General features: G+C 69.9%; 20 protein-coding genes. 13 read left to right on the top strand and 7 right to left on the bottom strand.

Annotated elements, in window-relative coordinates:
* Positions 1-63: 63 nt before the first annotated feature.
* From CHC08_RS12285 to CHC08_RS12260, 6 genes are read left to right on the top strand one after another with little or no spacing between them, the layout of a single operon-like run.
* On the top strand, positions 64-1,671 hold the full coding sequence (locus CHC08_RS12285) for an ABC transporter substrate-binding protein (protein ID WP_089207358.1): 1,608 nt from the start codon (positions 64-66) through the stop codon (positions 1,669-1,671).
* The gene (locus CHC08_RS12280; RefSeq protein WP_245878278.1) at positions 1,661-2,752 is read left to right on the top strand and encodes an ABC transporter permease; all 1,092 of its coding nucleotides are present in this window, start codon (positions 1,661-1,663) and stop codon (positions 2,750-2,752) included. The genes CHC08_RS12285 and CHC08_RS12280 overlap by 11 nt, the downstream gene beginning before the upstream one ends.
* Positions 2,749-3,588, top strand: coding sequence for an ABC transporter permease (locus tag CHC08_RS12275; RefSeq protein WP_089207357.1), 840 nt, complete (start codon positions 2,749-2,751; stop codon positions 3,586-3,588). Before CHC08_RS12280 ends, CHC08_RS12275 begins: the two co-directional genes overlap by 4 nt.
* Positions 3,585-4,358: an ABC transporter ATP-binding protein gene (locus CHC08_RS12270; protein WP_089207356.1), complete on the top strand. Its 774-nt coding sequence runs from the start codon at positions 3,585-3,587 to the stop codon at positions 4,356-4,358. The genes CHC08_RS12275 and CHC08_RS12270 overlap by 4 nt, the downstream gene beginning before the upstream one ends.
* Positions 4,355-5,269: an ABC transporter ATP-binding protein gene (locus tag CHC08_RS12265; protein WP_089207355.1), complete on the top strand. Its 915-nt coding sequence runs from the start codon at positions 4,355-4,357 to the stop codon at positions 5,267-5,269. The genes CHC08_RS12270 and CHC08_RS12265 overlap by 4 nt, the downstream gene beginning before the upstream one ends.
* The gene (locus tag CHC08_RS12260) at positions 5,266-6,240 is read left to right on the top strand and encodes a M24 family metallopeptidase (protein ID WP_089207354.1); all 975 of its coding nucleotides are present in this window, start codon (positions 5,266-5,268) and stop codon (positions 6,238-6,240) included. The genes CHC08_RS12265 and CHC08_RS12260 overlap by 4 nt, the downstream gene beginning before the upstream one ends.
* A 101-nt stretch (positions 6,241-6,341) precedes the next feature.
* On the opposite strand, the gene CHC08_RS12255 is transcribed toward CHC08_RS12260, so the two are convergent.
* Entirely contained in the window at positions 6,342-7,412 is a 1,071-nt protein-coding gene (locus CHC08_RS12255; RefSeq protein ID WP_089207353.1) for a ferritin-like domain-containing protein, read from the bottom strand.
* Positions 7,413-7,604: 192 nt separating this feature from the next.
* Positions 7,605-8,360, bottom strand: coding sequence for an SDR family oxidoreductase (locus CHC08_RS12250; protein WP_089207352.1), 756 nt, complete (start codon positions 8,358-8,360; stop codon positions 7,605-7,607).
* A gap of 650 nt (positions 8,361-9,010) precedes the next feature.
* On the opposite strand from CHC08_RS12250, the gene CHC08_RS12245 reads away from it, so the two are divergent.
* From CHC08_RS12245 to CHC08_RS12235, 3 genes are all read left to right on the top strand, one after another.
* A complete protein-coding gene (locus CHC08_RS12245) occupies positions 9,011-9,676 on the top strand; it encodes a sensor histidine kinase (protein ID WP_218825271.1) in 666 nt (221 codons plus the stop codon).
* A 28-nt stretch (positions 9,677-9,704) separates the two neighbouring features.
* Entirely contained in the window at positions 9,705-10,934 is a 1,230-nt protein-coding gene (locus CHC08_RS12240) for a sensor histidine kinase (RefSeq protein ID WP_089207351.1), read from the top strand.
* Between the two features lie 218 nt (positions 10,935-11,152).
* Positions 11,153-13,192 (top strand): cellulose binding domain-containing protein, encoded by a 2,040-nt coding sequence (locus tag CHC08_RS12235; protein ID WP_089207350.1) that lies wholly within the window; start codon positions 11,153-11,155, stop codon positions 13,190-13,192.
* A gap of 217 nt (positions 13,193-13,409) precedes the next feature.
* Here CHC08_RS12235 and CHC08_RS12230 read toward each other — a convergent pair whose 3' ends face one another.
* Positions 13,410-14,738 (bottom strand): acetamidase/formamidase family protein, encoded by a 1,329-nt coding sequence (locus CHC08_RS12230; protein ID WP_089207349.1) that lies wholly within the window; start codon positions 14,736-14,738, stop codon positions 13,410-13,412.
* A 427-nt stretch (positions 14,739-15,165) separates the two neighbouring features.
* On the bottom strand, positions 15,166-16,005 hold the full coding sequence (locus tag CHC08_RS12225) for an alpha/beta fold hydrolase (RefSeq protein ID WP_089207348.1): 840 nt from the start codon (positions 16,003-16,005) through the stop codon (positions 15,166-15,168).
* A 73-nt stretch (positions 16,006-16,078) separates the two neighbouring features.
* Between CHC08_RS12225 and CHC08_RS12220 the strand changes: the two genes are divergently transcribed.
* Positions 16,079-17,134, top strand: a complete 1,056-nt coding sequence (locus CHC08_RS12220; RefSeq protein WP_245878277.1) for a sigma-70 family RNA polymerase sigma factor — start codon at positions 16,079-16,081, stop codon at positions 17,132-17,134.
* 130 nt (positions 17,135-17,264) lie between these two features.
* Here CHC08_RS12220 and CHC08_RS12215 read toward each other — a convergent pair whose 3' ends face one another.
* From CHC08_RS12215 to CHC08_RS12205, 3 genes are all read right to left on the bottom strand, one after another.
* The gene (locus CHC08_RS12215; protein WP_245878276.1) at positions 17,265-19,070 is read right to left on the bottom strand and encodes a S8 family serine peptidase; all 1,806 of its coding nucleotides are present in this window, start codon (positions 19,068-19,070) and stop codon (positions 17,265-17,267) included.
* Positions 19,071-19,550: 480 nt separating this feature from the next.
* Positions 19,551-19,871, bottom strand: coding sequence for a protealysin inhibitor emfourin (locus tag CHC08_RS12210; RefSeq protein ID WP_143653185.1), 321 nt, complete (start codon positions 19,869-19,871; stop codon positions 19,551-19,553).
* A gap of 25 nt (positions 19,872-19,896) precedes the next feature.
* Complete coding sequence (locus CHC08_RS12205; RefSeq protein ID WP_245878275.1) at positions 19,897-20,985, bottom strand: M4 family metallopeptidase; 1,089 nt, start codon at positions 20,983-20,985, stop codon at positions 19,897-19,899.
* Positions 20,986-21,205: 220 nt separating this feature from the next.
* Between CHC08_RS12205 and CHC08_RS12200 the strand changes: the two genes are divergently transcribed.
* Genes CHC08_RS12200 through CHC08_RS12190 form a run of 3 tightly spaced genes read left to right on the top strand, consistent with a single transcriptional unit; the run spans position 21,206 to position 22,904 of the window.
* On the top strand, positions 21,206-21,415 hold the full coding sequence (locus CHC08_RS12200; RefSeq protein WP_089207345.1) for a hypothetical protein: 210 nt from the start codon (positions 21,206-21,208) through the stop codon (positions 21,413-21,415).
* A complete protein-coding gene (locus CHC08_RS12195; RefSeq protein WP_089207344.1) occupies positions 21,412-22,251 on the top strand; it encodes a metallophosphoesterase family protein in 840 nt (279 codons plus the stop codon). Before CHC08_RS12200 ends, CHC08_RS12195 begins: the two co-directional genes overlap by 4 nt.
* Entirely contained in the window at positions 22,248-22,904 is a 657-nt protein-coding gene (locus tag CHC08_RS12190) for a 4'-phosphopantetheinyl transferase family protein (RefSeq protein ID WP_089207343.1), read from the top strand. Before CHC08_RS12195 ends, CHC08_RS12190 begins: the two co-directional genes overlap by 4 nt.
* Positions 22,905-22,938: the final 34 nt, after the last annotated feature.

The raw sequence follows: 22,938 nt of genomic DNA, 5'->3' as shown, positions 1-22,938 counted from the left end.
GCCGGACAATCCATGGCCATCGGCGACTAAACGCTCACATGGCATATTTTCGGAGGACACAGAATGGCGATCCGTTCACGGCGCCCCGGGGCGAAGGCGGCCCTGCTGCCGGTGCTGCTCACCGGCGCCCTCGCCCTTGCCGCCTGCTCGAGCGGCGGCTCGTCCACGACGTCCCAGAGCGGTGGCACCGCCGCCGCCAAGACGCTCGTGATCGACACCTCCTTCGATCTCAAGACGGCCGACCCCGGACGGACCTACGAGCCGACCGGCCTGATCATCGGCAAGGCGGCCTACGAGACCCTTCTCACGTTCGAGGGCTCCGACGTCACCAAGCCGGTGCCGGCCCTCGCCGAGTCGTTCGACCTGTCCGGCGACGGCAAGACGCTGACGCTCAAGCTCCGCCAGGGCGCCACGTTCGCCGACGGCTCGCCGGTCACCGCCGACGACGTCGTCTTCTCGCTGGACCGCGTGCGCGACATGAAGGGCACGCCGTCGTTCCTGCTCGACGGCGTGGAGGTGGCCAAGACCGACGCGAACACGATCACGCTGACGTCGAAGAACGCCAACCCCGCGCTGCCGTACATCCTGCCCAACCCCGCGCTGGGCATCCTCAACTCCAAGGTGGCCAAGGAGCACGGCGCCACCGCCGACACCGGTGACAAGGCCGAGCAGTACCTCAACTCCGCCTCCGCCGGCTCGGGGCCGTACACGATCGAGTCGTTCAACGTCAGCAGCCAGGTCGTGCTCAAGGCGAACGCGAAGTACTGGGGCCCGGCCAAGCCGGTCTACGACAAGGTCGTGATCCGCAACGTCGAGGCCGCGACGCAGAAGCTCAACATCTCGCGGGGCGACAGCCAGGTCGCGCTGAACCTCTCCGGCGACCAGGTCGCCGGGATGCCGGCCAACCTGCAGGTCAAGAAGACGGCCTCGGCCAACGTGATCTTCCTGCTCGCCAACCAGGACCCCTCGGTCAGCAAGGTCACCTCCAACCCCAAGTTCGCCGAGGCCATCCGTAAGGGCGTCGACTACGACGGGCTGCTGGAGCTGGCGGGCGAGGGTTCGGTGCAGGCGCCCGGGGTGATCCCCTCGATGCTCCTGGGCGCGCTCCCCCCGGAGGCCGCGGCCAAGCGTGACGTCGAGGGCGCCAAGGCGGCGCTCAAGGAGAGCGGCGAGGCCAGCCCGACGGTCAAGCTGGAGTACCCCAGCGAGCTGACCGTCAACGGCCTGTCCTTCCAGCCACTCGCCGAGCGGATCCAGGCCAACCTCAAGGAGGTCGGCATCACCGTGGAGCTCACTCCCGCGCCGGTCACCACGGCCCTGGACAACTACCGCAACGGCAAGGAGGAGCTGGGCCTGTGGTACTGGGGCCCCGACTACCCGGACCCCAGCGACTACCTGGCGTTCCTGCCCGGCAAGCTCGTGGGCCTGCGGGCCGGGTGGAAGGCCGGTTCCGACAAGGAACTGGAGGCGGCCGGCGACACGACGGCCGCCACCATCGGCGACGAGGCCAGGAAGCAGGCCTACGTCGACCTCCAGACGAAACTGAACGCCTCGGGCCCGTTCATCCCGTTGATCCAGCCCAGCCAGAACATCGTGACGGCCGCGTCCGTCACCGGCCTGGAATATCACCCGGTGTGGACCGTCGATGTCGCCGACCTCGGTGCCAAGTAAGGACCTGAAGGCCGGTACGGCCCCGCGAAAGCCGGGCCGTACCGGCCGTGCCGGTCATCGGAGCCCGCTGGTGCGCTTCCTGGTCCGCAGGGTGCTCACCGCGCTGCTGCTGGCCGTGGGCATCACCCTCGTGACCTTCGTCCTGACCAATCTGGTCCCCGGCGACCCCGTCTCGGCCAACCTCGGCCAGCAGGCCCTCGGCGACCCGGCGATCGTCGCGCAGTGGCGGGCCGAGCACGGTCTGGACAAGCCGCTCCCCGAGCAGTACCTGCTGCACCTCAAGGGCGTCGTCCAGGGTGACCTCGGGATGAGCCAGCAGAGTCACCGCCCGGTCCTCGACGACCTGGCGGAGTTCGTGCCCGCCACTCTCGAACTCGCCGGCGTGGCGATCCTGATCTCCCTCGTGTCGGGCGTGGCGTTCGGCGTGATCGCGGCGCTGCGCCGTGACCGGCTCTCCGACCACCTGCTCCGGGTCCTCAGCCTGATCGGCATCTCGGTGCCGACGTTCTGGCTGGCGCTGATGGCGTTCTACGTCTTCTTCTACCGGTTGCAGATCACCCCGGGCAGCGGCCGCATCGACCCGAGCATGAGCCCGCCTCCCCACGTCACCGGGCTCTACACGATCGACTCCGCGCTCTCGGGACAGTGGGACGTGTTCTCCTCGGCGGTCGGCCACCTCCTCACTCCCGCGCTGGTGCTGGCCCTCTACACGATCGGCCTGCTGACCCGGTTCACCCGGTCGGCGGTGCTGGAGGTGCTGGGCCAGGACTACGTGCGCGCCGCGCGGGCGAAGGGCCTGCCACCCCGGGTGATCCTGCTCCGCTACGTGCTGCGCTCGGCGCTGGTGCCGATCATCACGGTCGCGGGCCTGGCCTTCGGCAGCCTGCTGTCCGGCACCGTGCTCGTCGAGGCGATCTTCGCCTGGCCGGGCGTCGGGCAGTACGCCTACAAGAGCGCGACCACCCTCGACCTGCCCGCCGTGATGGGCGTCGGCCTGGTGGTGGGTGGCGTCTACCTCGTCATCAACCTGATCGTCGACGTGTTGTACGGCGTCATCGACCCCAGAGTGAGACTCCAGTGAAACTCCCCCAGGCCTGGCGGCAGCCGCTGGCGATCGTCGGCGGGGTGATCGCGCTCGCCTGGATCGTGATCGCGCTGGCCGCCCCGCTGCTGGCGCCGCACGACCCGCTCGCCCAGGACCTGCCGCGACTGACCTCACCCGGACCGGGCCACTGGTTCGGCACCGACCAGCTCGGCCGGGACATCCTGAGCAGGGTGATGTACGGCGCTCGGCTGTCGATCCCGCTGACGCTGCTGCTGGTCGTGCTCTCGGTGCTGATCGGCGGCCTTCTCGGCGCCTGCGCCGGATATTTCGGTAAATGGATTGATGAGACGATCATGCGGTTCGCCGACCTCGTCTTCGCCTTCCCCACCGTGATCCTGGCCATGGTCGTCGCCGCGGCACTCGGCGCGAGCCTCACCAACGCCGTGCTCGCCGTACTCGTCGTCGCCTGGCCCGCCTACGCCCGCGTCACCCGCGGCCTGGTGCTGGGCGTACGCGAACGCGAGTTCGTGGTGAGCGGGCGGCTGCTCGGCTTCTCCGCCTGGCGCTCGCTCCGGGTGGACGTGCTGCCGAACATCACCGGGCCGATCCTGGTGCTCGCGACCCTCGACATCGGCACCGCGCTGCTGCTGCTGTCGGGCCTGTCGTTCCTCGGGCTCGGCGCGAAGCCGCCGTCTCCCGAGTGGGGCGCGATGGTCGCCTCCGGCGTGGAGGTCTTCGACAGCTGGTGGGTGGCGACCTTCCCCGGCCTGGCCATCCTGACGGTCGTGCTCGCCTTCAACTTCCTGGGCGACACGCTGCGCGACGCCCTCGACCCCCGGACGGCCCGCGCCATCAAGGAGCGTGCGTTGTGAGCCTTCTCGCCATCTCCGATCTGAAGGTCTCCATCGGCGGCAAGGAGATCCTGCGCGGTGTCGACCTCGACCTGCGGTCCGGCCGCGTGCACGGCCTGGCCGGCGAGAGCGGCTCGGGTAAGACGATGACCGGCCTGGCCGTGCTGGGACTGCTCCCGCACGGAGCCCGCGTCAGCGGCCGCGTCACGCTGGGAGAGCGTGACCTGCTCACCCTGCCGCCCAAGGAGCTCAACGCGGTGCGCGGCGGCGAGATCGCCATGATCTTCCAGGATCCGGCGACCAGCCTGCACCCGATGCTGTCGGTCGGCCGCCAGATCACCGAGCACATGCGTCACCACCTGGGTCTGGGCAGGAAACAGGCGCGGGCCAGGGCCGTCGAACTGCTGGGCCAGGTGCGCATCCCCGCCCCCGAGGCGGCGATCGACCGCTACCCGCACCAGTTCTCCGGGGGCATGCGCCAGCGCGTCGCGATCGCGATCGCGCTGGCCTGCTCGCCGAAGGTGCTCATCGCCGACGAGCCGACGACCGCGCTCGACGTGACCGTCCAGGCCGGGGTGCTGCGGCTGCTGCGCGGCCTCTGCGACGACCTGGATCTGGCCGTACTGCTCGTCACCCATGACCTCGGCGTGATGTCGGCGGTCGCCGACGAGGTGAGCGTGATGAGGGAGGGCCTGGTCGTGGAGACGGGCCCGCGCGGACAGGTGCTGCGCGACCCGAGTCACCCCTACACCCGTGCCCTGCTGGAGTCGTTGCCCGGGGAGACCTCATGACGCTGCTGACCGTGGACGACCTCGTCGTCGAACACCGCACCCCCGGCCGCCCGCTGGTGCGCGCCGTGGCCGGAGCCAGCCTGACCGTCGCGGCGGGCGAGGTCGTCGGACTCGTCGGCGAGTCCGGGTGCGGCAAGTCGACGCTGGCCCGCGCGGTGTGCGGGCTCAACCCGGCCGCGTCCGGGACGATCACCTTCGACGGGCACCCGGTGACCCCGCTCGGCCTGCGCCGCAGGAACCGGTCACTGACCGGGATCCAGATGGTCTTCCAGGATCCCTACGCCTCGCTGAACCCGCGCCGCCGGGTGGGCGCGCAGATCGCCGACGGGTTGCGTACGGCGGGCGACACCACGACCGCCCCCGCCGACCTGCTGGAGCGGGTCGGGCTGCCGCGCGACTTCGCCGGCCGTCATCCGCACGAGTTCTCCGGTGGCCAGCGGCAGCGGATCGCGATCGCCAGGGCGCTGGCCGCCCAGCCGGCCCTGCTGATCGGCGACGAGCCCATCTCCGCGCTCGACGCGTCCGCCCAGGCGCAGGTGGCCAGGCTGATGCGCGACCTCGCGGTCTCCTCGGGCGCCGGGCTGCTCTTCATCAGTCATGACCTGTCGGTGGTACGGCTGATCGCCGACCGGATCGCGGTGATGTATCTCGGGAAGATCGTGGAGGTGGGCCGTACCGCCGAGGTGTGGGCCGATCCCCGTCATCCGTACACCAAGGCCCTGCTGGGCGCGATTCCCGCTCCCGACGGCGCCGGGGTGCTGCCGGAGGAGCTGCCCGGGGACGTGCCCGATCCGGCCGACCCTCCGTCCGGTTGCCGGTTCCATCCGCGCTGCCCGGTGGCGATGGACATCTGCCGGGAGCGTGAGCCCGCGTTCGGCCCGGTCGCGTGCTGGCTGCACGAACCTGCATGATCGACGAGGTTCGTCTCAGGATGGCCGAGGAGGGGATCGACGCCCTGGTCCTGCGTCCCTCCCCCGACTTCCGTTACCTGGGCGGTCAGGGCGACGGTTATCTCGTCCTGACCCTCGACGGCCCGCCCGCCGCCGCGACCGGTCCGTTGGAGGCGGCGGCGCTCATTCCCGCCTCCGCCCGTCGCGTCGGGGTGGACCCCGAGATGCGGGCCCGGGAGCTGTTCTCGCTCCGGGTGGAGGCCGAGCTTGTGCTGGCGTCGGTCGTGCTCGCCCCGCTCCGGCTGACCAGGGGGCCCGCGCAGGTCGCGGCGGCGGAACGCGCGGCCTCGGCGGCGGACGCGGTCCTGCTCATGACCCGCGAGCTGGCGTGGTTCGGCGCCACCGAGCGCACGATGGCTCGACGGCTCTGGGCCATGATGATCGAGACGGGGTGCGAGGAGGTGCTGTCGGTGCTCGTGGCGGCCGGCGAGCACAGCGCCGCCCCCCGGCATGTGCCGTGCGACCGCGTGATCAATCCGGGCGACGCGCTCCTGGTCTCGGTGTGCGGGAGGTGGGGAGACCACTACGCGGAGGTCGCCCGCGTGTTCGCGGTGGCCGAACCACCCGAGGACTTCGAGGCGATGTACTCGGTCGTCCTCGCCGCGCAGCGCGCCGCCCTCGACGTGCTGCGGCCCGGCGTGCCGGCGGAGGAGGCCGGGCGGGCCGCCCGGGAGGTGATCGAGGGCAGTGGTTACGTCCACTACGCCGCGGAGCGGCCGGGGCGGGGCATCGGCCTCGGCCCCGACGAGGGCCCGTGGCTCGCCCCCGGCGACACGACCGTGCTCGCCGCCGGCATGACGGTGTGCGTCGAACCGGCGATCTACCTGCCCGACCTGTTCGGGGCGCGGGTGGCCGACGTCGTGGTGTGCACTCCCGCCGGAGCGCGGCGACTCAGCGGAAGCCCGCAGACCCTCCACGTCCTCGACCACTGAGCGAGACGGGGCCGCGGGGATTGCGGGGCGTCACTCCTGTATGTGGTCGACGACGTACGGGCCTTCGCGGAGCACGACGATCCGCCGCCGGTCCCCGACGCTCACCGGCGCGACTCGGGTGGCGGATATTCGAAGGTGGGGCCGGCGGTCGTGCCGTCCTCGTCGGGCATCCGTGACAGGGCCAGGGTCTGGGCCTTGAGCGCGTACATGGTGCCGGTGGCGTCCGCGAGCAGGTTCGGGCTGCCGTTGAACGCATGCTGCAACAGGTGAAGCAGATCACGGTAGGTGTGGTTGAACTCTTCCTGCGCGGTGCGGATCGCGCTGCCCACCGCGTGGTCGTCCAGCCGCGGATTGTGCCGCATCGGCCGGACCCCGGCCCAGTCCACCGCGATCACCTCACCGGTGGGCCCGGACCGCGGGGTGTCACCACGCCGATAACGCCGCCCGGCCTTGAGCTCCTGAAACCGGTAGTAATGCGCCACCTCCTCCCGTTCGGGATGGAAGACATCCTGATCACCGTCCCAGACCCCACCCCCGGCGCTGCCCTCCCCCTGCTCGACGATCTCCCGCAGCGCCGCCAGCGCGGAATCCAGACCCTCGACCGCGACCAACTGCCCGGCGGTGTGCCGGAAATGCGCCGCGCTCACCTGCCGAGCCGGATCACCACCGAAAACCGCCTTCTCCCCGAGGGTGTCGCTCAGGTAGCGCAGGCCCTGTTCGATCGCGGCGTAGAACTGCCCGATCGTCTCGTAGTCCTCACCCTCGGCCGGCCCGCCTGGCGGCGCCGGCCGCTCAAGCCGCAGGAACATCTCCAGCGCCTCGGGCCCGAACGGCACCAGCGCCACCCTCAGAGAGCGATCACCATGCGGCAACCGCCGGGGATGCGGCGGCAACATCTGCGGGGTGTCCAGCCGCGGCCGGCCGCCGACCGCATTCAGCAGGTTCGCCGCCAGCGCCAGGTGCAACATCTCCTCGATGAAAACACCGCCCACCACCTCGGCGGCTTCGGGGTTGCGCTCCGGATCCAGCGAGTACAGCGCGTACAGGTAGGGCGGCAGGGTCGCGTGTTCCAGCTCGATCGCCCACTGCAGGTGCTCCCGGAGGCTGTCGAGCGTGGTGATCCGGGCCGAAGAATCAGGAGCGGCAGGCTCCTGCGATCTCAGGTCTCTCATGTGTCATACCTCGATTGTCGGAAGGGGCGGTCCCACACGGTGCGCGGCCTCCCCGGGCGCCGGGCGGCCGGTACGGCGTGCGGCTGCCCGGGGCGCCGGACCGCGCCGGCGGTTCGACCGGCGACACCGTCGAACTCGGCGATCACCGCCGATGCGGTCAGAGGCGTGGGTACGGAACCACCTTTTGCTGATCTACTTTCCGGTGGCGGTCCGGTCGAGCCAGTCGCGGTATCGGATCTGGCCTAGGGTGGCGCCGTCACCGGGCACCAGCGTGCTCTCCCCCGGCACGCTGCCGAAGTAGCGCGCCCGCGGGTCGGCGACCACCTCGCGCGGGTCGCCCCAGGCGGCCAGAGCCTCGCGGAAGAACTCATCCATCCGGACCCGCTCGGGCCCGCCGACCTCCACCCTGCCGTTCAGCGGCGACCCCACCGCGACCCGGCCGACCGCCTGGGCGACGTCGTCGCCCGCCATCGGCTGGAACAGCACGGGCGCGATCCGCACCTTGTCACCGTCCGTGGCCTCGTCCGCGATGCTCCGGACGAACTCGAAGAACTGCGTCGCGTGCACGAGCGAGAACGGGATCGACGACTTCTCGATCAACTTCTCCTGAGCGATCTTCGCCGCGAAGTAGCCGTTCTCCGGCATCCGCTCCGTGCCCACCACCGACACCGCGACGTGGTGGCCGACGCCCGCCGCCGCCTCCGCCGCGAGCAGGTTACGGGTGGAGGTCTCGAAGAACTCCAGCACCGCGGCCCGCTCGAACGACGGCGAGTTCGACACGTCGACCACCACCTGCGCGCCGGCCAGCACCTCCGCCAGCCCTTCGCCGGTGAGGGTGTTGACCCCGGTGCTCGGCGCCGCCGCGACCGCCTCGTGGCCGTGCTCTCCCAGCTTTGCCACAAGCTTCGACCCGATGAGGCCGGTCCCGCCAACTACCACGATCTTCATGATGAGCCTTCCCGTCCGCCGGGGCCCTTGCTCGCCCTCGGTCGCCAGCTAAGACAGGGCGGGCCTCCGGGCTGTGACAGATCCCGCAGAAAATTTCCGCGGCCCATGCCGCCCACGTCGGCTCGTGGCCGGTCCGGCCCTTGCCGGAAGGTCCGGATCCGGCTTCTGGTGCGGGGGTTGGCTCGCTCCTGTCGCTTCATGAGTCCGTACCGGCGGATGCCAGGACGGCGTTCCGTCCCGTGACATTCGCCGTGACGATCGTTTACGCGCATCTGTCACAGGACGACGGCCTGCCCTGTCATAACTGATGCCCGGGTGGCAGCACCTGTCCGGCGGCAAAGGTTCGCCCCGAACGTCTGTGGTCGGCGGGACCGGCGTGATCGGGTCCATGTCGTGACGGAGCCGGCCGTGGCCGCCGCACCGAACACCGCCCTCAACGGTGTGCCGCATTCACCCCTCGATGACCATCGGGCGCCATCTCCCACAAAATCGCATGAAAGGAAATCCGTGTTGTGACAACACACTCAGGCCCCCGGCTCGGCCGTGGGGCTCCCCGTCCGGCCGGTGAAGGCCGGACCGCGCCGGCGATTCAGATCCCCTCCGACATAGTGCGCGAGCTTCAATGCGAACTGCAGAAAAAGCAGCGTTTCGTGTCCGACACCTCGCACGAGCTACGCACGGCGGTCGCGGGGCTGCGCACAGAGGTGGAGGAGGCCCTCCTGCATCCCGATGAGACCGACCTCTGCCGCCTGCTCGCCAATGTGCTGAGGAACGTCGAGCGGCTGAACGCGATCATCACCGATCTGCACGTCCTCTCCGAACTGGAGGTCGGCCCGCCCAACGAGCCGCAGCGAATCGACCTCGCCGAACTCGTCCATGACGAGATCGCCCGCAGAGCCGACTGCGTCGCGGTCCAGCTCCGGCTGGAAACGGGAGTGACCATCGCGGCCATCCCGATCCGGATCAGCCGGGTGCTCACCAACCTGCTGGACAACGCCCAACGGCACGCCCGGCGCGATATCGAGGTCCGGGTGAGTCACGACGGCGACTGCGCCGAGCTGACGGTCACCGACGACGGCGAAGGAGTCGCAGAATCCGAACGGGAACGCATCTTTCAGCGCTTCACCCGTCTGGAAGCCGCGTGCCGGCTTGACCACGCCGGCACCGGACTGGGTCTGGCCATCGCCCGCGACATCGCCCAGGCCCACGTCGGCAGCCTGCATGTCCGGGAGGCCGAGACCGGCGGCGCGTGCTTCGTGCTGCGGCTGCCCCTGGCGGGTTCGGTCGCCCCGGTGGTCACAGCGTTGGATCCATGAGCTCGCCGAACGTTAGAAGAGGACCCCGATGGTGCACAACGTCAACGTCACCGCCCTGTTCGCGGCCGTTTCCGGCCCGTGCCTGGTCATGACCCTGGATATGATCGTCGTGGCCGTCAACCAGGCCTATCTTGACCTCTGCGGACGCCGGCGCGAGGACGTGCTGGGCCGGCATGTCTCCGCCCCGTTTCCCCAGGACCGCACCGATCCCGGTGACCGGTGCGCACTGCGGCACCTCGAAGCGTCGCTGGGCCGTACTCGTGCGACCGGCGAGGCGATCACACCGCAGAAGTACGCCACGGCGCCCTCCGGCGGCGCGCGCCAGGATCGGCACGGGAGCACGATCGGCCCTTCCGTTCTCGGCCCGAGCGGAGCGGTGATGCTGTTTGTCCACCACACGCAGGACGTGACCGAGCTCGACCAACGGCCCCCGCACGCAGGTTCGCCCACGCTCGGGCCGGGCACGCGCAAGAAGGCGACCGAGGCGCGGCTCTGCGCACGCTCCACACAACTGCGGCAGCTGAACGAGCAGGTCAGGGAGGCGCAAACCCATGCGAAACACCTGCTGGACCGGCAACGTCAGTTCGCCGCCGACGCCTCACACGAGCTGCGCACGCCGCTCGCCGCGCTGCGCGTGCAGACGGAGGCGGCGCAACTGCACCCGGAGGACATCGACCTGCCCGAGCTGCTGAACCACGTGACGAACGACCTCGACCGGCTGGAGAACATCGTCGACGACCTGCACACGCTGGCCACGATCGAGTCCGACCTCGACAGAACGCGAGAGGAAATGGATCTGACCGCCCTGGTCGAGACGGCGGCGACTCGGTGGACCGGCCGTCATGACGTGCGGCTCACCGTCGAGCCGGCGGTGACGGTGGAGGCCGCGCCCTGGCAGCTCGCCCGTTTGCTCGCCAACCTGCTGGACAACGCCCGGCGTCACGCCACCCGCAGGCTGAGGGTCGACCTGCGCCGCACGGACGGCCACGCGGAGCTGGCGGTGGCCGACGACGGAAAGGGAATCTCCCCGGCCGACCGCGAACGCGTGTTCCAGCGATTCGTCCGCCTGGACACCGCCCGCAGCCGCGACCGTGGAGGCACCGGGCTGGGCCTGGCCATCGCCCGTGAAATCGCCCGCGCCCATCATGGCAGCCTGCACGTCGAGGGCGCGGTCGGCGGCGGCGCGTGCTTCGTGCTCCGCCTACCGCTTGTCCGCCGAGCCGGGACCACGGCCCCGTCAACAGGATCGAGTTCCTGAGATCCCGGATGCCCGGCCACGTCGATCTCCTGCGAATTCGCGTGCTCCATGACACCTGACGGCGCACCACGCTCTGTCATCACGTCGTCGGGAGTGGGCCGGAGTCTGAAAGTTTCACCGCCGGTTGACGGATATGAGGCGACCGCTCATGATCATGTTGCCTCCGGGGTCAGGAGGGGGTGTCGAGTGAACGCCACTATCCGTTGCGAGGTGCATCGATGCCAAGAACTCTGTCACGGGCCGCGTCCGCGGTCCTGCTGACGCTGGCCGTCCTGAACGTCCCCACAGTGCACGCCGATGAGGTCGCCCCGGTCACGGTGACCGTCAACGCCCGCGCCGCGCTCGCCTCCGTCCCCGAAACCGGCATCGGTACCAACCATGCGATCTGGGACACCAATCTGGGCACCGACGAGACCGCCGACCTGCTCAAGGACGCGGGCATGAAGCTGCTGCGCTATCCCGGCGGCTCGTACTCCGACATCTACCACTGGGCCGACCACACCGCTCCCGGCGGCTACGTGGCTCCCGGCACCGACTTCGACACCTTCATGCGCGGCGTGCGGCGCACCGGAGCGCAGCCGATGGTGACCGCCAACTACGGCACCGGCACGGCGGAGGAGGCCGCGGCCTGGGTGCGGCACGCCAACGTCACCAAGGGCTACGGCGTCAAATACTGGGAGATCGGCAACGAGAACTACGGCAACGGCCGCTACGGCTCCGCTTGGGAGGCGGACAACCACGCCGACAAGAGCCCGGCCGAGTACGCGCGCCATGTCGTGGCCTACTCCGACGCGATGAAGGCCGTCGACCCGACCATCAAGATCGGCGCGGTGCTGACCACGCCGGCCAACTGGCCCGACGGGATAGTCGCCGACGGCGACAGCGGAACTTGGAACGAGGTCGTCCTGGCCGCCGCCGGATCGAAGATCGACTTTGTGATCCTGCACTGGTACCCCGGCGCCTTCGACAGGACCGCACACATTCCGGACATGATCCAGCTCACCCGGCAGCAGATCGCGAGGTACGCGGGGCCGGGCTCCGAGCGGATCGGCATCGCGATGACCGAGTTCAACACCGGGTCGAGCAGCAACGGCACGACGACCCAGCCCGGTGCGCTGGCCGCCGCCGACGCCTACTCGACGCTGCTGGCTCAGGGGGTGTTCACGGTCGACTGGTGGAACGTCCACAACGGCATCGGCAGTGTCACTCAGGTCGAGGGGCACACCGACTACGGCGACTTCGGCCTGCTGTCGAGCGGGGCGTGCACCTCCGACGGCAGCGTCTGCGAACCGGCGGTGAACACACCCTTCGCGCCGTACTACGCGCTCCAGATGGTGAGCAGGTTCGCCCGCCCCGGCGACCGGTTCATCCGGGCCGCGACCGACCAGGCAAAGGTCAGCGCGCACGCCGCGCGCCGTCCCAACGGCGACCTGGCCGTCCTGCTGATCAACACTTCGTCCGACACGTCCTACCCCGTCACGATCGGCTACTCCGGCTTCAGCCCGGCGTCCGGGGCTCCCACCGTGCTGACCCACACCAACGGCGCCACGAGCATCGCCGGTTCGGCCACGGGTAGCGCGACCGGCCAGACGTTGCCACCGCTCTCACTGACCACGATCATCCTGCGTCCCGCCTCCGCCCAGGCCGGCCTGCCGGGCACGCCGGGGCAGCCGACGGCCTCGGACGTGACGGACAGGGCCGCCACGATCTCCTGGCCCACCGCCTCCGCCGGCGCGCGTCCGATCGTGAAGTACGAGGTCCACCGCCAGAACGGAGCCGTCAGCGAGCAGATCGGCGAGACCGCCGGCACCTCGTTCACCGCGAGCAACCTGAGGCCGGGCACGCGCTACACGATCAATGTGATCGCACGGGACAGCGGCGGTGGCGTCTCGTCGCCCTCCTCGCCGCTGACGTTCACGACCGGCACGCCCGCTTCCAGTTCGTGCTCCGTACGCCTGACCAAGCAGTCCGACTGGGGCAGCGGCTACGTCGGCGCCGTCGACATCACCAACCACGGCGCGCCGATCAACGGCTGGACCCTGAACTTCGGCTGGCCCAGGACGTGGCAGCGCCTGGACAGCGGCTGGAGTGCCGTCTGGACGCAGAGCGGGCAGGACGTCAAGGTCGTCAACGACTCCGGCAACGGCTCGCTGGCCACCGGCGCGTCGACCACGATCGGCTTCGTCGGCAACTACAGCGGCCCGAACGTGCTGCCTGCCACCTTCACCCTCAACGGAACCGTCTGCACGACCCGGTAGCAGCGGCGGGGCCGTCCTCACGCTCCTGGACGGCCCCCTCCCCTGGGCCTCCCGCGCAGGCGCCTCGGAAGATGTTTGAGTCATCTTCACTTCGCCCTTCGGGGTGGCGCAGCGAATCCACTCCGCCACCCCGTCAGGACCAGGGCTTACCCCCTTCGCCTGACACATCCTGTCGTTTCGTGCAGGTTGCCGAGATCGGCTGTACGCCGGGATCGGATCAGCGGCGGCCCTTGAAGACGCTCTTCGGGATGTAGCCGGTCACGACCTGGGTGCGGTCGACGACCTCGGCGTTGTGGTAGTTCACCGCGATCGAGGCGAACGAGTAGGCCTTCGGGGCGGTCAAGCCCTGGGTGGTGACGAGGAAGTCGACGGTCTTCGCGACCGCGATCCGCATGGCGCGGTCGAGGTCCCAGTGGATGCCCATCATGATCCAGTGATCGTCCGTCTCGGCCCACGGCAGCTCGGTTTCCACGTTCTTGATCAGGGTGATGCGGAACGTACCGGCGAGCGAGTGCTCGATGGCGGTGCCGCTGACCTCGCCGTCGCCCTGGCAGCTGTGCGGGTCACCGATGAAGATCTGTGCGCCGGGCTGGAAGACCGGCAGGTAGAGCTTCGTCCCGACGTTGAGGTCGCGGACGTCCATGTTGCCGCCGAACTTGCCCGGAGGCGTCGAGTTCTGCACGCCGGTGGCCGGCGGCGCCTCGCCCTCGGTGTTCCCGATGAACTCGCCCGTCGGTGAGGCAACCGCGATGATCCCCATGAACTTCTGGGTCGGAATGATGATGCCGTCGGCGAAGAAGACGACCTCCTCACCGCGGTACACGCCGGTCCGGTAGAGGTGGGTGCGGACGTCGGGCCAGACGCCGGCCGGAAGGCCGGGCGGGATCTCGGCGGGTATGTCGAGGCCCTCGTCGCCCTCGCGCCAACCGGGGTAGAACGTGGCCATGACACCGCCGGTCGGAGCGGTGTTGTTGAAGCCGTAGGGCACCCGGGTGTCGATGTCGAGGATGTCGATCGCGATGGTGTCGCCCGGCTCGGCGCCCTCGATGTAGATCGGGCCGGTCAGGATGTGCCCGCCGTACCGCTTGCCCGTGGCCTGGCGCTCGGGCAGCGTCTCCCAGAACGCCAGCCCGTCGGGCAGGATCTCGTTCGGCTTGACTCCGAAGGCACCGAAGTAGTCGCGCGGGTGGATGTCAGGGTTGGTGAAGCCCTGGTGAGAGAGGGTGTCGACGCGAACGGTCTCACCCGACCTCATCGTGAGGCCGGGCTTCCAGCCGATCGGGTAGCCGCCCCAGTGCAATTTGTCCGGGGTGGACTTGAGGTGATGGTTCCACTTCGCGGGCTTGGGACCGCCGCGGCCGCCCTTGTCACCGGGCGACGCCTGTGCGGGGGTGGCGACGCCGGCCGCGAACGTTGCGGCCAGACCGGCGGCCAGCAGGCTCCTCCGGCTTGCCGAGCTCCAGTGGTTGGTGGAAATGTCGAACTCCCATCGCTGACAAGGGCACCGCAGGCCCGACCGCAGCCGCTCCCGGGTTCTCGGACGCACCCCTTCCGATGATCATCGGGGGGGTCGCTCCACAGTCGCCGTCCGCTGTTTCGGCCGCATGACGGTCATGCAAAATCCGGTGTGCGCTCGCTCACCACGAACCCGGGACGGGCCGCGCCCGCCCGGTCGCCCAGCAACCGGACCGAGGGTGGGACAGCGCCTCGGCGGCATCCGCACGCGACCGACTCTGCCGGAGCGGCGCCCATGCCGGTGAGAGTGGTCTCCCCGGCATGGGCGGATGCGGTGCCACGGCGTCTCCTCGCGGCACCACGCCCCCGTTCCGCCCCGCGCGCACGCGGCGTCGTGTTCAGCTCCCGTACAAGACCTCGCGCACGCGGCGTCGCCGTTCAGCTCCCGTACGGGAGCTCGCGCACGCGGCGTCGCCGTTCAGCTCCCGTACGGGAGCTCGCGCACGCGGCGTCGCCGTTCAGTTGCCGTGCAGGACCTCGCGCAGCCGGGGGACGAACCCTTCGGGGTCGTCGGCGAAGGCGATGTGGCCGCCGGGGAAGGCCGTCGGCTCCGTGCCGAGCGCCGCGGCGAGCGCGATCGACGTACGGTCGCAGAACTCGCCCGCCGAATCGTCCCCGACGCCGACCACGATGCGGGTCGGCCCGGCGCGCAGGGCGGCGAGGTCGGGCTGCCAGAGAGTGGTCGCGCGCATCTCGTGCATGAACCAGAAGCGCTCGTCCGCGGCCTCCTGCGGGTCGGGCTCGGCCGGCGCCTCCGGGGGCGCGCCGGTGGACTCCTCGAACTCGGGCATCGTGATGTCGGCGTTGGCGAAGAACTTGCCCCAGGCGCCCGGGACGTCGCCGGAGGCGTAGGTGGCGATGATGTCCTCGACCGCGGCGTCGCGTTCCTCGCGGTCGTCGAGCAGGCAGTTCAACGGGGCCTCGTGCGCGATCACGGTGTGCACCTGCTCGGGGTGGGCGAGGGCGAACGCCAGCGCGGTGACGGCGCCGCCGCTGGAGCCGAAGACCGCGGCCGGGCCCGCGCCGAGGTGGGTCAGGATCCGGGAGAGGTCGTCAGCGCGCATCTCCGGGGTCGAGTCCTGGTCGGGGTCGTCGAGGGAACTGCGGTTGACGCCCCGCGGGTCGGTGGTGAGCACGGTATGGTCGGCGGCGAGCAGGTCGGCCAGCGGCGCGAAGTGCGCGGCGTGCATCGGGGCGCCGACGAGCACCACGAGGGGGCCCTGGCCCCGCACCTCGTAGTGCAGTGTGGCGTCGGGGACCTTGAGGGACCCGGCGGTGACGGTCGTCGTGTGGTTCATCAAAATCTCCTGGAGCGGCGCTGTGGTGCTTGGTCGAAGGGAAGACTCCCGCCGTGGGGCAGAATCGTCGTTTGTGAGCGAAGTTTTTTCCGCGCGGACCGCCGGCCCGACCGCGACGGGCGCCGAGGACCCCGACCTGGCCCGGGCACGCGACGGAGACGACGCCGCGTTCACCCGCCTCGTCCAGCCGTTGCGCCGGGAGCTGCACGCCCACTGCTACCGGATGCTCGGCTCCACCCACGACGCCGACGACGCCCTGCAGGATGCCCTGCTGCGGGCGTGGCGGGGGCTCGCGCGCTTCGAGGGCCGCAGCTCGCTGCGCTCGTGGCTCTACACCGTGGCCACCCGTACCTGCCTGGACACCGTCGAGACCCGGGGCAGGCGGGCCCTGCCCGTCGACCTCGGCCCGTCCAGCGACCGCGCCGTGATCGGCGACACCCCGTTGACCGACGTCGCCTGGCTGGGCCCCTACCCCGATGCGGGCCTCGGTGACGGCCCGGCCGGTCCGGGCGCGCACTATGAGCAGCGCGAGGCCGTCGAGCTCGCCTTTGTCGCCGCGCTGCAACACCTGCCGGGCAACCAGCGGGCGGCGCTGCTGCTGTTCGAGGTCCTCGGCTTCTCCGCCGCCGAGATCGCCACCACGATGAACACCTCGACCACGTCGGTGAACTCCGCCCTGGCACGAGCTCGCAGGGTCGTCGCGGAGAAGGTCCCCCCCGCCACCCAGCAGCGGACGCTGCGCCAGATCGACGACGCCCGGGTGCGGGAGATCGTCACCGGCTACTCCGCCGCTCTGGAACGCGGCGACGCCGACGCCCTGGTCGCGCTGCTCACCGAGGACGTCACCTGGTCGATGCCGCCGCTGGCGCACTGGTACCGCGGCATCGAGGCCGTCACCGATTTCGCCGTACGGATCCCGCTGACCATATGCGGAAACTGGCGTCATCTGCCGACCGGTGCGAACGGCCAGCCCGCCGTGGCCAGCTATCTCCGGCACGACGGCAGCGGCCCGCACCTCGCCTGGTCGATCGACGTGCTGACCCTGCGCGGCGGGCGGATCGCCGAGGTCACCTCATTCATCGGTCCCGGCCATTTCGTGCCCTTCGGGTTGCCCGCCTCACTGTCCTGATCCGGGAGCGACGCCCCGCCGGACGGCGAACGGCGGCGGCCTGGACAGGCCTCCGTTCGGCGCGGCCGGGCGACCTCCGGCCCTGCCCGCCCGGCCGACATGAGGACAGGGCCGGGCGGGCGGATTCGGGTCAGTGGACGGCTCTCAGGGCGTCGACGATGCCGGAACCGTAGAAACCGTTGCGGGGCCCGCTGCCCTCGCAGACCTGCTTCTCGGTCACGGTGGCGTCCGAGAGCCTCCTGGTGTAGGTGGAAGCGGACGCGGTGGGGCAGGACATCTTGGTCGCGGAGTTCCTGAGGTGCTCCTCCACCACGGCCGGGTCGAGCGTCTTGCCCCCGTGCACCCGGTCGGGACGGCCGAACCTGCTGACGATCAGCGCGGCCACACCGGCCGCGCGGGGCGACGCCATCGAGGTGCCCTGGAGATACTGGTAGTAGCCGCAGACGGTGCCCCTGCAGTCGCGGACCACGTTGGCGACCTTGGGCGTGCCGTCGGGGTTGAGCTGGCCGCGTGCCTCGGCCACCGCCTTGGGATAGGCCGCGAGGGTCGCCAGAGAGACGTCACGGGCGCCGGCCTCGGTGTCGAAGACGTCCCCACCGGGCGCGGCGAGGTCGACGTAGCCGTTGCCGTAGTCGGAGTAGTACGCCTTGCGCCCGCTGATGGCGGTCGAGGAGATCGAGATCACGTGGTTGCCCTCGGTCGGCATGGAGACGCAACTCGGCGTGATCCTGCGCTTGTAGGGGGCCTCTCCCGGTGTGCTGGCCACGTCGGGGCTGGACGCGTCCGTGAGTTCCTTGGTGTAGTCGGTGGAGCCGTTGCCCGCGGCCGATATCAGGGTCACGCCTCTGTCGTGGGCGTAGGTGAGCGCCCGCTGGGTGGCCTTGATGATCGTGGCCTGCTCCAGCCGGTCGGCGGGAGAGTCGGCCGGATTGTCGGTGCAGTTGAACAACCACGGATCGATGTAGTAGCTCATGTTGACCACGTCGATGCCGACGTCGCCGGCGTAGGTCAGCGCGTCCACGGTCGGCTGCAGGAAGAAGAGACCGGAGTCCTGACCGACCCGCAGGCTCACGATCGAGACCTTGGGAGCCACGCCCGCGATGCCGAGCTGGTTGATCGGGGAGGCGATCGACGACGCCACGTGCGTGCCGTGATCTCTCTCGTCGACGTCCGCCGGGTCGTTGCAGGAGTGGTCCGGCTCGGCCTCGCACGGACCGTCGAGCGCCTTGCCGTTGGCGTCGACGGGGATGTCGACGGTGAAGTTACGGCTCAATTTGTGGTTGAAGTTCGGGGCGATGTCGGGGTGGGACGCGTCCACGCCGGTGTCGAGGATGCCGACCAGCACCCCCGGATCACCCTGCTGGTGCCGGTAGGAACCGGCGACCGTCGCGTGGATCTGCTTCATGTCCCACTGCAGCTCCGACAGCGGCTCGGCGCCGGGTGCCGGCTTGCCCAGCGGTCTGCCCGGGGATCCGCCGGCTCGCATGCCCAGCGGCTTGCCCGAGGGTTTACCCGCCCGCATGGCCAGCGGCCTGCCCCGTACGGAGCCGGCCGGGGCGCCGTCGCCCGCTTTCTCGACCGCCCCGTCCGGAGCGGCCTCGCGCGCCTCGGTCCGCCTCCGGGGGGCCGGCACATCGCTGATGGAACGATTGTGGGCGACTCCCTCGATCGAGCCACTGTCGCGCACCGCGCCGGCGAAGTCCGCGTTCGTCGTGGTGATCGTGGCGACACCGACCGCGCCGTTCTCCTTGACGATGGTCCCGCCCGCGGATTTCACGGCCCGCCGGGCGTCGGCGGCGCTGACACCTTGTTTGTAGAGGACGACGTACTCCGTCTCCACACCGGGTGCGGCGCCCATCTTCCAGGCTTGCGCCGGGGGCGTTGACCCGGCCGCCGCGAGAGCTACGACAGCGGCGATGACAATGACGCCTTTCACACACACCTCCGTATAATCGGAATATCTCCCCCACCGGTGTGAATTCACGCACGGCGCCAATTCCCAGATGAAGGCAATTGTCGCCAAGGCATGACAAAACCAGCGAACATTAAAAATTCCGCCGCCCGCACAACCTGTTCATACTCGTGAATTCTCACACCGAGGTAATCACGACAGAGAATTCCTACACCAGAACTGGGAGGATGGTGCCGAGTTTCCTCGGGTAAAAATCGCGTCAAAACGCAGACGGCGGCGCTTCCCTCGTCATCGCGGCCGGGAGAACGGCGTATGCGGCGGTATCAACACACCGAGACCGGCTCAGACGCCCGCTCCATCGCCGGCCCCGGCCCTCCGGACGCCCGCTCCATCGCCGGCTCCGACCCTTGGACGTCCATCACCGGTACGGTCGCCCGTTCCACGCCCCTGCGCGGCCTCCGTTTGCGCGCCGGACATCGGCGAGGACGGAGGCCGCACAGGCGATCAGCCGGGCGGGCCGACCCGCTCCTGCCGTCCGGGCAGCGAGCTCACATATGAGATGAGGGCGCGGAGCGGGCCGGAGAGGTCCTGCTCGCTCACCCGCACCGTGCGGGCACGGTTCTGATCCTCCACGGTCACCTCGTAGTCGAAGCGATCGGGCCGCGGGTCCGAGCCACTCTCCCGCCCCGGCGGCCCGAACAGCCCGGACTGTTCCACCTTGGCGCGCAGCGTCGCGGCGTCCTCGGGCGTCAACGACGCCGAATCCACCGAAATTATCGTGACAAGACCGGCGAAACCACCACCGCGAACAATCGTCACCTTCATAGGGACAATCCTAGACGAATGCCTTTTAAAGGACTCCGACCTGCTGCCATGCGCCACGCACCTTCTTCTGTTCGTCACCGTCGACACCGAACAGTTCTCCGGCCACCTCCACGGTCGCCGCGGCCGCTTCCAGGAAATCGGAGCGGGGCCCCAGCCGCTCGGTGAGCGTGACGTACCAGATCCGGCCGGCGCGCTCCCAGGCGTTTCCTCCCATGGCGGTGGCCGCGAGGTAGAAGGCATGGTTGGGGATGCCCGAGTTGATGTGGACGCCGCCGTGGTCGTTCGCGGGGTTGCCGTCGTCGGGCAGGTTGACGTAGTCGTCCATGTGCGCCGGCTGATTGTCCCGTCCGCCGCCGGACGTCGACCAGGCGGTCCCCGGCGCCTTCAGCGAGCGCAGGGCCGTCCCCTGCAGGGCGCTGCCCAGAATGCCCCCGCCGATCAGCCAGTCGGCCTGCTCGGCCGTCTCCCCCCGGCTGTACTGCTTCACCAGGGAGCCGAAGACGTCGGAGAAGGACTCGTTCAGCGCGCCGGGCTGCTTACGGTAGACCAGTTGCGCCGTGAACTGGGTGATGCCGTGGGTCAGCTCGTGGGCGATGATGTCGATCGCCTTCGTGAGAGATCCCTTGAGGAAGACCTGCCCGCTGCCGTCGCCGTAGATCATCTGAAAACCGATCCAGGCGGCGTTGTCGTAGTCGGTCTCGTAGTGGACCGAGGACACGATCTCCAGCCCGTTCCCGTCGATGCTGTCTCGCTTGAAGACCTCCCGGTAGAAGTCGTAGGTGGCGCCGGATCCGTCGTAGGCCTCGTTGACCGCATCGTCGTCGGACGGCGAGTCACCCTCCCCTCGCACCTTCCGCCCCGGAAGGTGGTAGTCGCCGGCGTTCTCGGCGTCGTAGATCGTCCGGACCTTTCCCGGCGCGGGAGCCACGTCCGCGATGGTGAGGCTGAGTCGCAGCGCGCCGGCGACCACGGCTCGTTGCGCTCTGCCGGTCTCCGCCATGTCCCGGGTCCTGAGCGCCGCCTCCCGCTCTTCGGGACTGCCGTGCTCGGCGACCGCGTCGAGGAGGTCGGGTGGCGCGATGCAGCACATGGGCATGTCTTTGAAAGTGGTCATGGCTCAAGAATCGCCTCCGTTTCCGGCAGACGCACGGGTATGGCGCTACTCATGGAGACCAGTTGATTACGGTTTTCTAAGGTCATGAGGACCGGGGTAAACAGGTCGCACCGAAAAGCAGGCCTCGACGGGCCAGTGGGCAGCGAGATGCACAAGTGGCGGGTGTCCGCGCCGGTGAGTGTGAGCGAACCCGCGGCGGGGCCGGGCACCGGGGCGGAGTATGCCTTCCGGAGACCGGCATGAGAAGGTGCATCTGCTCGGCGACGGATTCGTGACCACGCCCAGGGAATCGGGCGGGACGGAGGCGGCGGTGCTGGAGGACGTGGAGGACGGGGCGTCAGGGGAGCCGGTCCCCCCGTGGGCCGGCGGCGATCGCCGGGCGGCCGGGGCCGGAAGAATCATCGAGTCGACCGGGACGGTCCGCGCATGACGTCATTACTGGCCATAAGCGACCTGCACATCGGCTACCAGGAGAACCGCCGCATCGTCGAGGAGCTACGGCCTGCCTCCGACTCCGACTGGCTGCTGGTGGCCGGAGACGTCTCCGAGAAGGTCTCCGACGTCGAATGGGCGCTGCGACTGCTCGGAGACCGGTTCGAGAAGGTGGTGTGGGCACCGGGCAACCACGAGCTGTGGACCCATCCCAGCGACCCGGTCCAACTGCGCGGCGAGGAGCGCTACCGCCACCTAGTCGAGGTGTGCCGGGACCTGGGGGTGGTGACGCCCGAGGATCCCTACCCGATCTGGACCGGCCCCGGCGGGCCGGTCACCGTCGCCCCGCTGTTCGTGCTGTACGACTACACCTTCCGCATGCCCGGCGTCGCCACGAAGGAGGAGGCGCTCGCCCTGGCCTACGACAAGGGCGTGGTCTGCACCGACGAGATGCTGCTCCATCCCGACCCGTACCCCTCCCGGGACGCCTGGTGCGCGGCCAGGATCACCGAGACGGAGCGCCGCCTGGAGGCCCGCACACCCGGCGTTCCCACGGTGCTGGTCAACCACTATCCGCTGGTCCGCGACCCCACGCTGATCCTGCACCACCCGGAGTTCGCGATCTGGTGCGGCACCGAGCGCACCGCCGACTGGCACCTGCGCTTCGACGTGCACACCATGGTCTACGGCCACCTGCACATCCCCCGGACCACCTGGTACGACGGCGTCCGCTTCGAGGAGGTCTCCCTGGGTTACCCCCGCGAATGGCGGCCCCGTTCGACCGTCCCCGGACAGCTCCGCCAGATCCTGCCCGTACCGGAGCCCGCCTCATGATCGAGAAGATCCTGCCGCCCTGGGTGGCGAGCGCGGAGGCCTTCGACGATCCGCCCGGCGTCACGCTGTTTCCCGAGGAGGAAGCCGCCATCGCGCGTGCGGTGGACAGGCGGCGGCGCGAGTTCACCACCGCGCGGCACTGCGCCCGCCAGGCCCTGGCCCAGCTCGGGCTGCCCGCGGTGCCGATCCTGCCCGGCGAGCGCCGCGCCCCCGAGTGGCCCGACGGGGTGGTCGGCTCCATCACCCACTGCGCCGGATACCGCGCCGCCGCAGTGTCCCTGGAGGCCCTCGCCGTCGGCATCGACGCCGAACCTCATGAGCCGCTTCCCGACGGCGTCCTGACCGCCGTCTCCCTGGAGGAGGAGCGGGACGCGCTGACGCGGCTCGGCGGTCAGATCCATTGGGATCGGATGCTGTTCAGCGCCAAGGAGAGCGTCTACAAGGCCTGGTTCCCGCTGACCAGACGCTGGCTCGGCTTTGAGGAGGCTCACATAACCCTCGTCCCCTCGGGCACCTTCACCGCCCGCCTCCTCGTCCCGGGCCCCCTGGTGGACGGCCGGGAGCTGACCGGCTTCACCGGGCGCTGGCTGGTGGCCGACGGCCTGGTGATAACCGCCATCGCGCTCCCGAAGAGCCCCGCGCCCCAGGCCTAACCGGAAGATCCCGGTTCGCACGAGCCGGATGTCA

Origin of the sequence: Streptosporangium subroseum (assembly GCF_900188345.1) — a bacterium.
GTDB lineage: Bacteria > Actinomycetota > Actinomycetes > Streptosporangiales > Streptosporangiaceae > Streptosporangium > Streptosporangium subroseum.
This window is presented reverse-complemented; position numbering and strand designations above follow the sequence as displayed.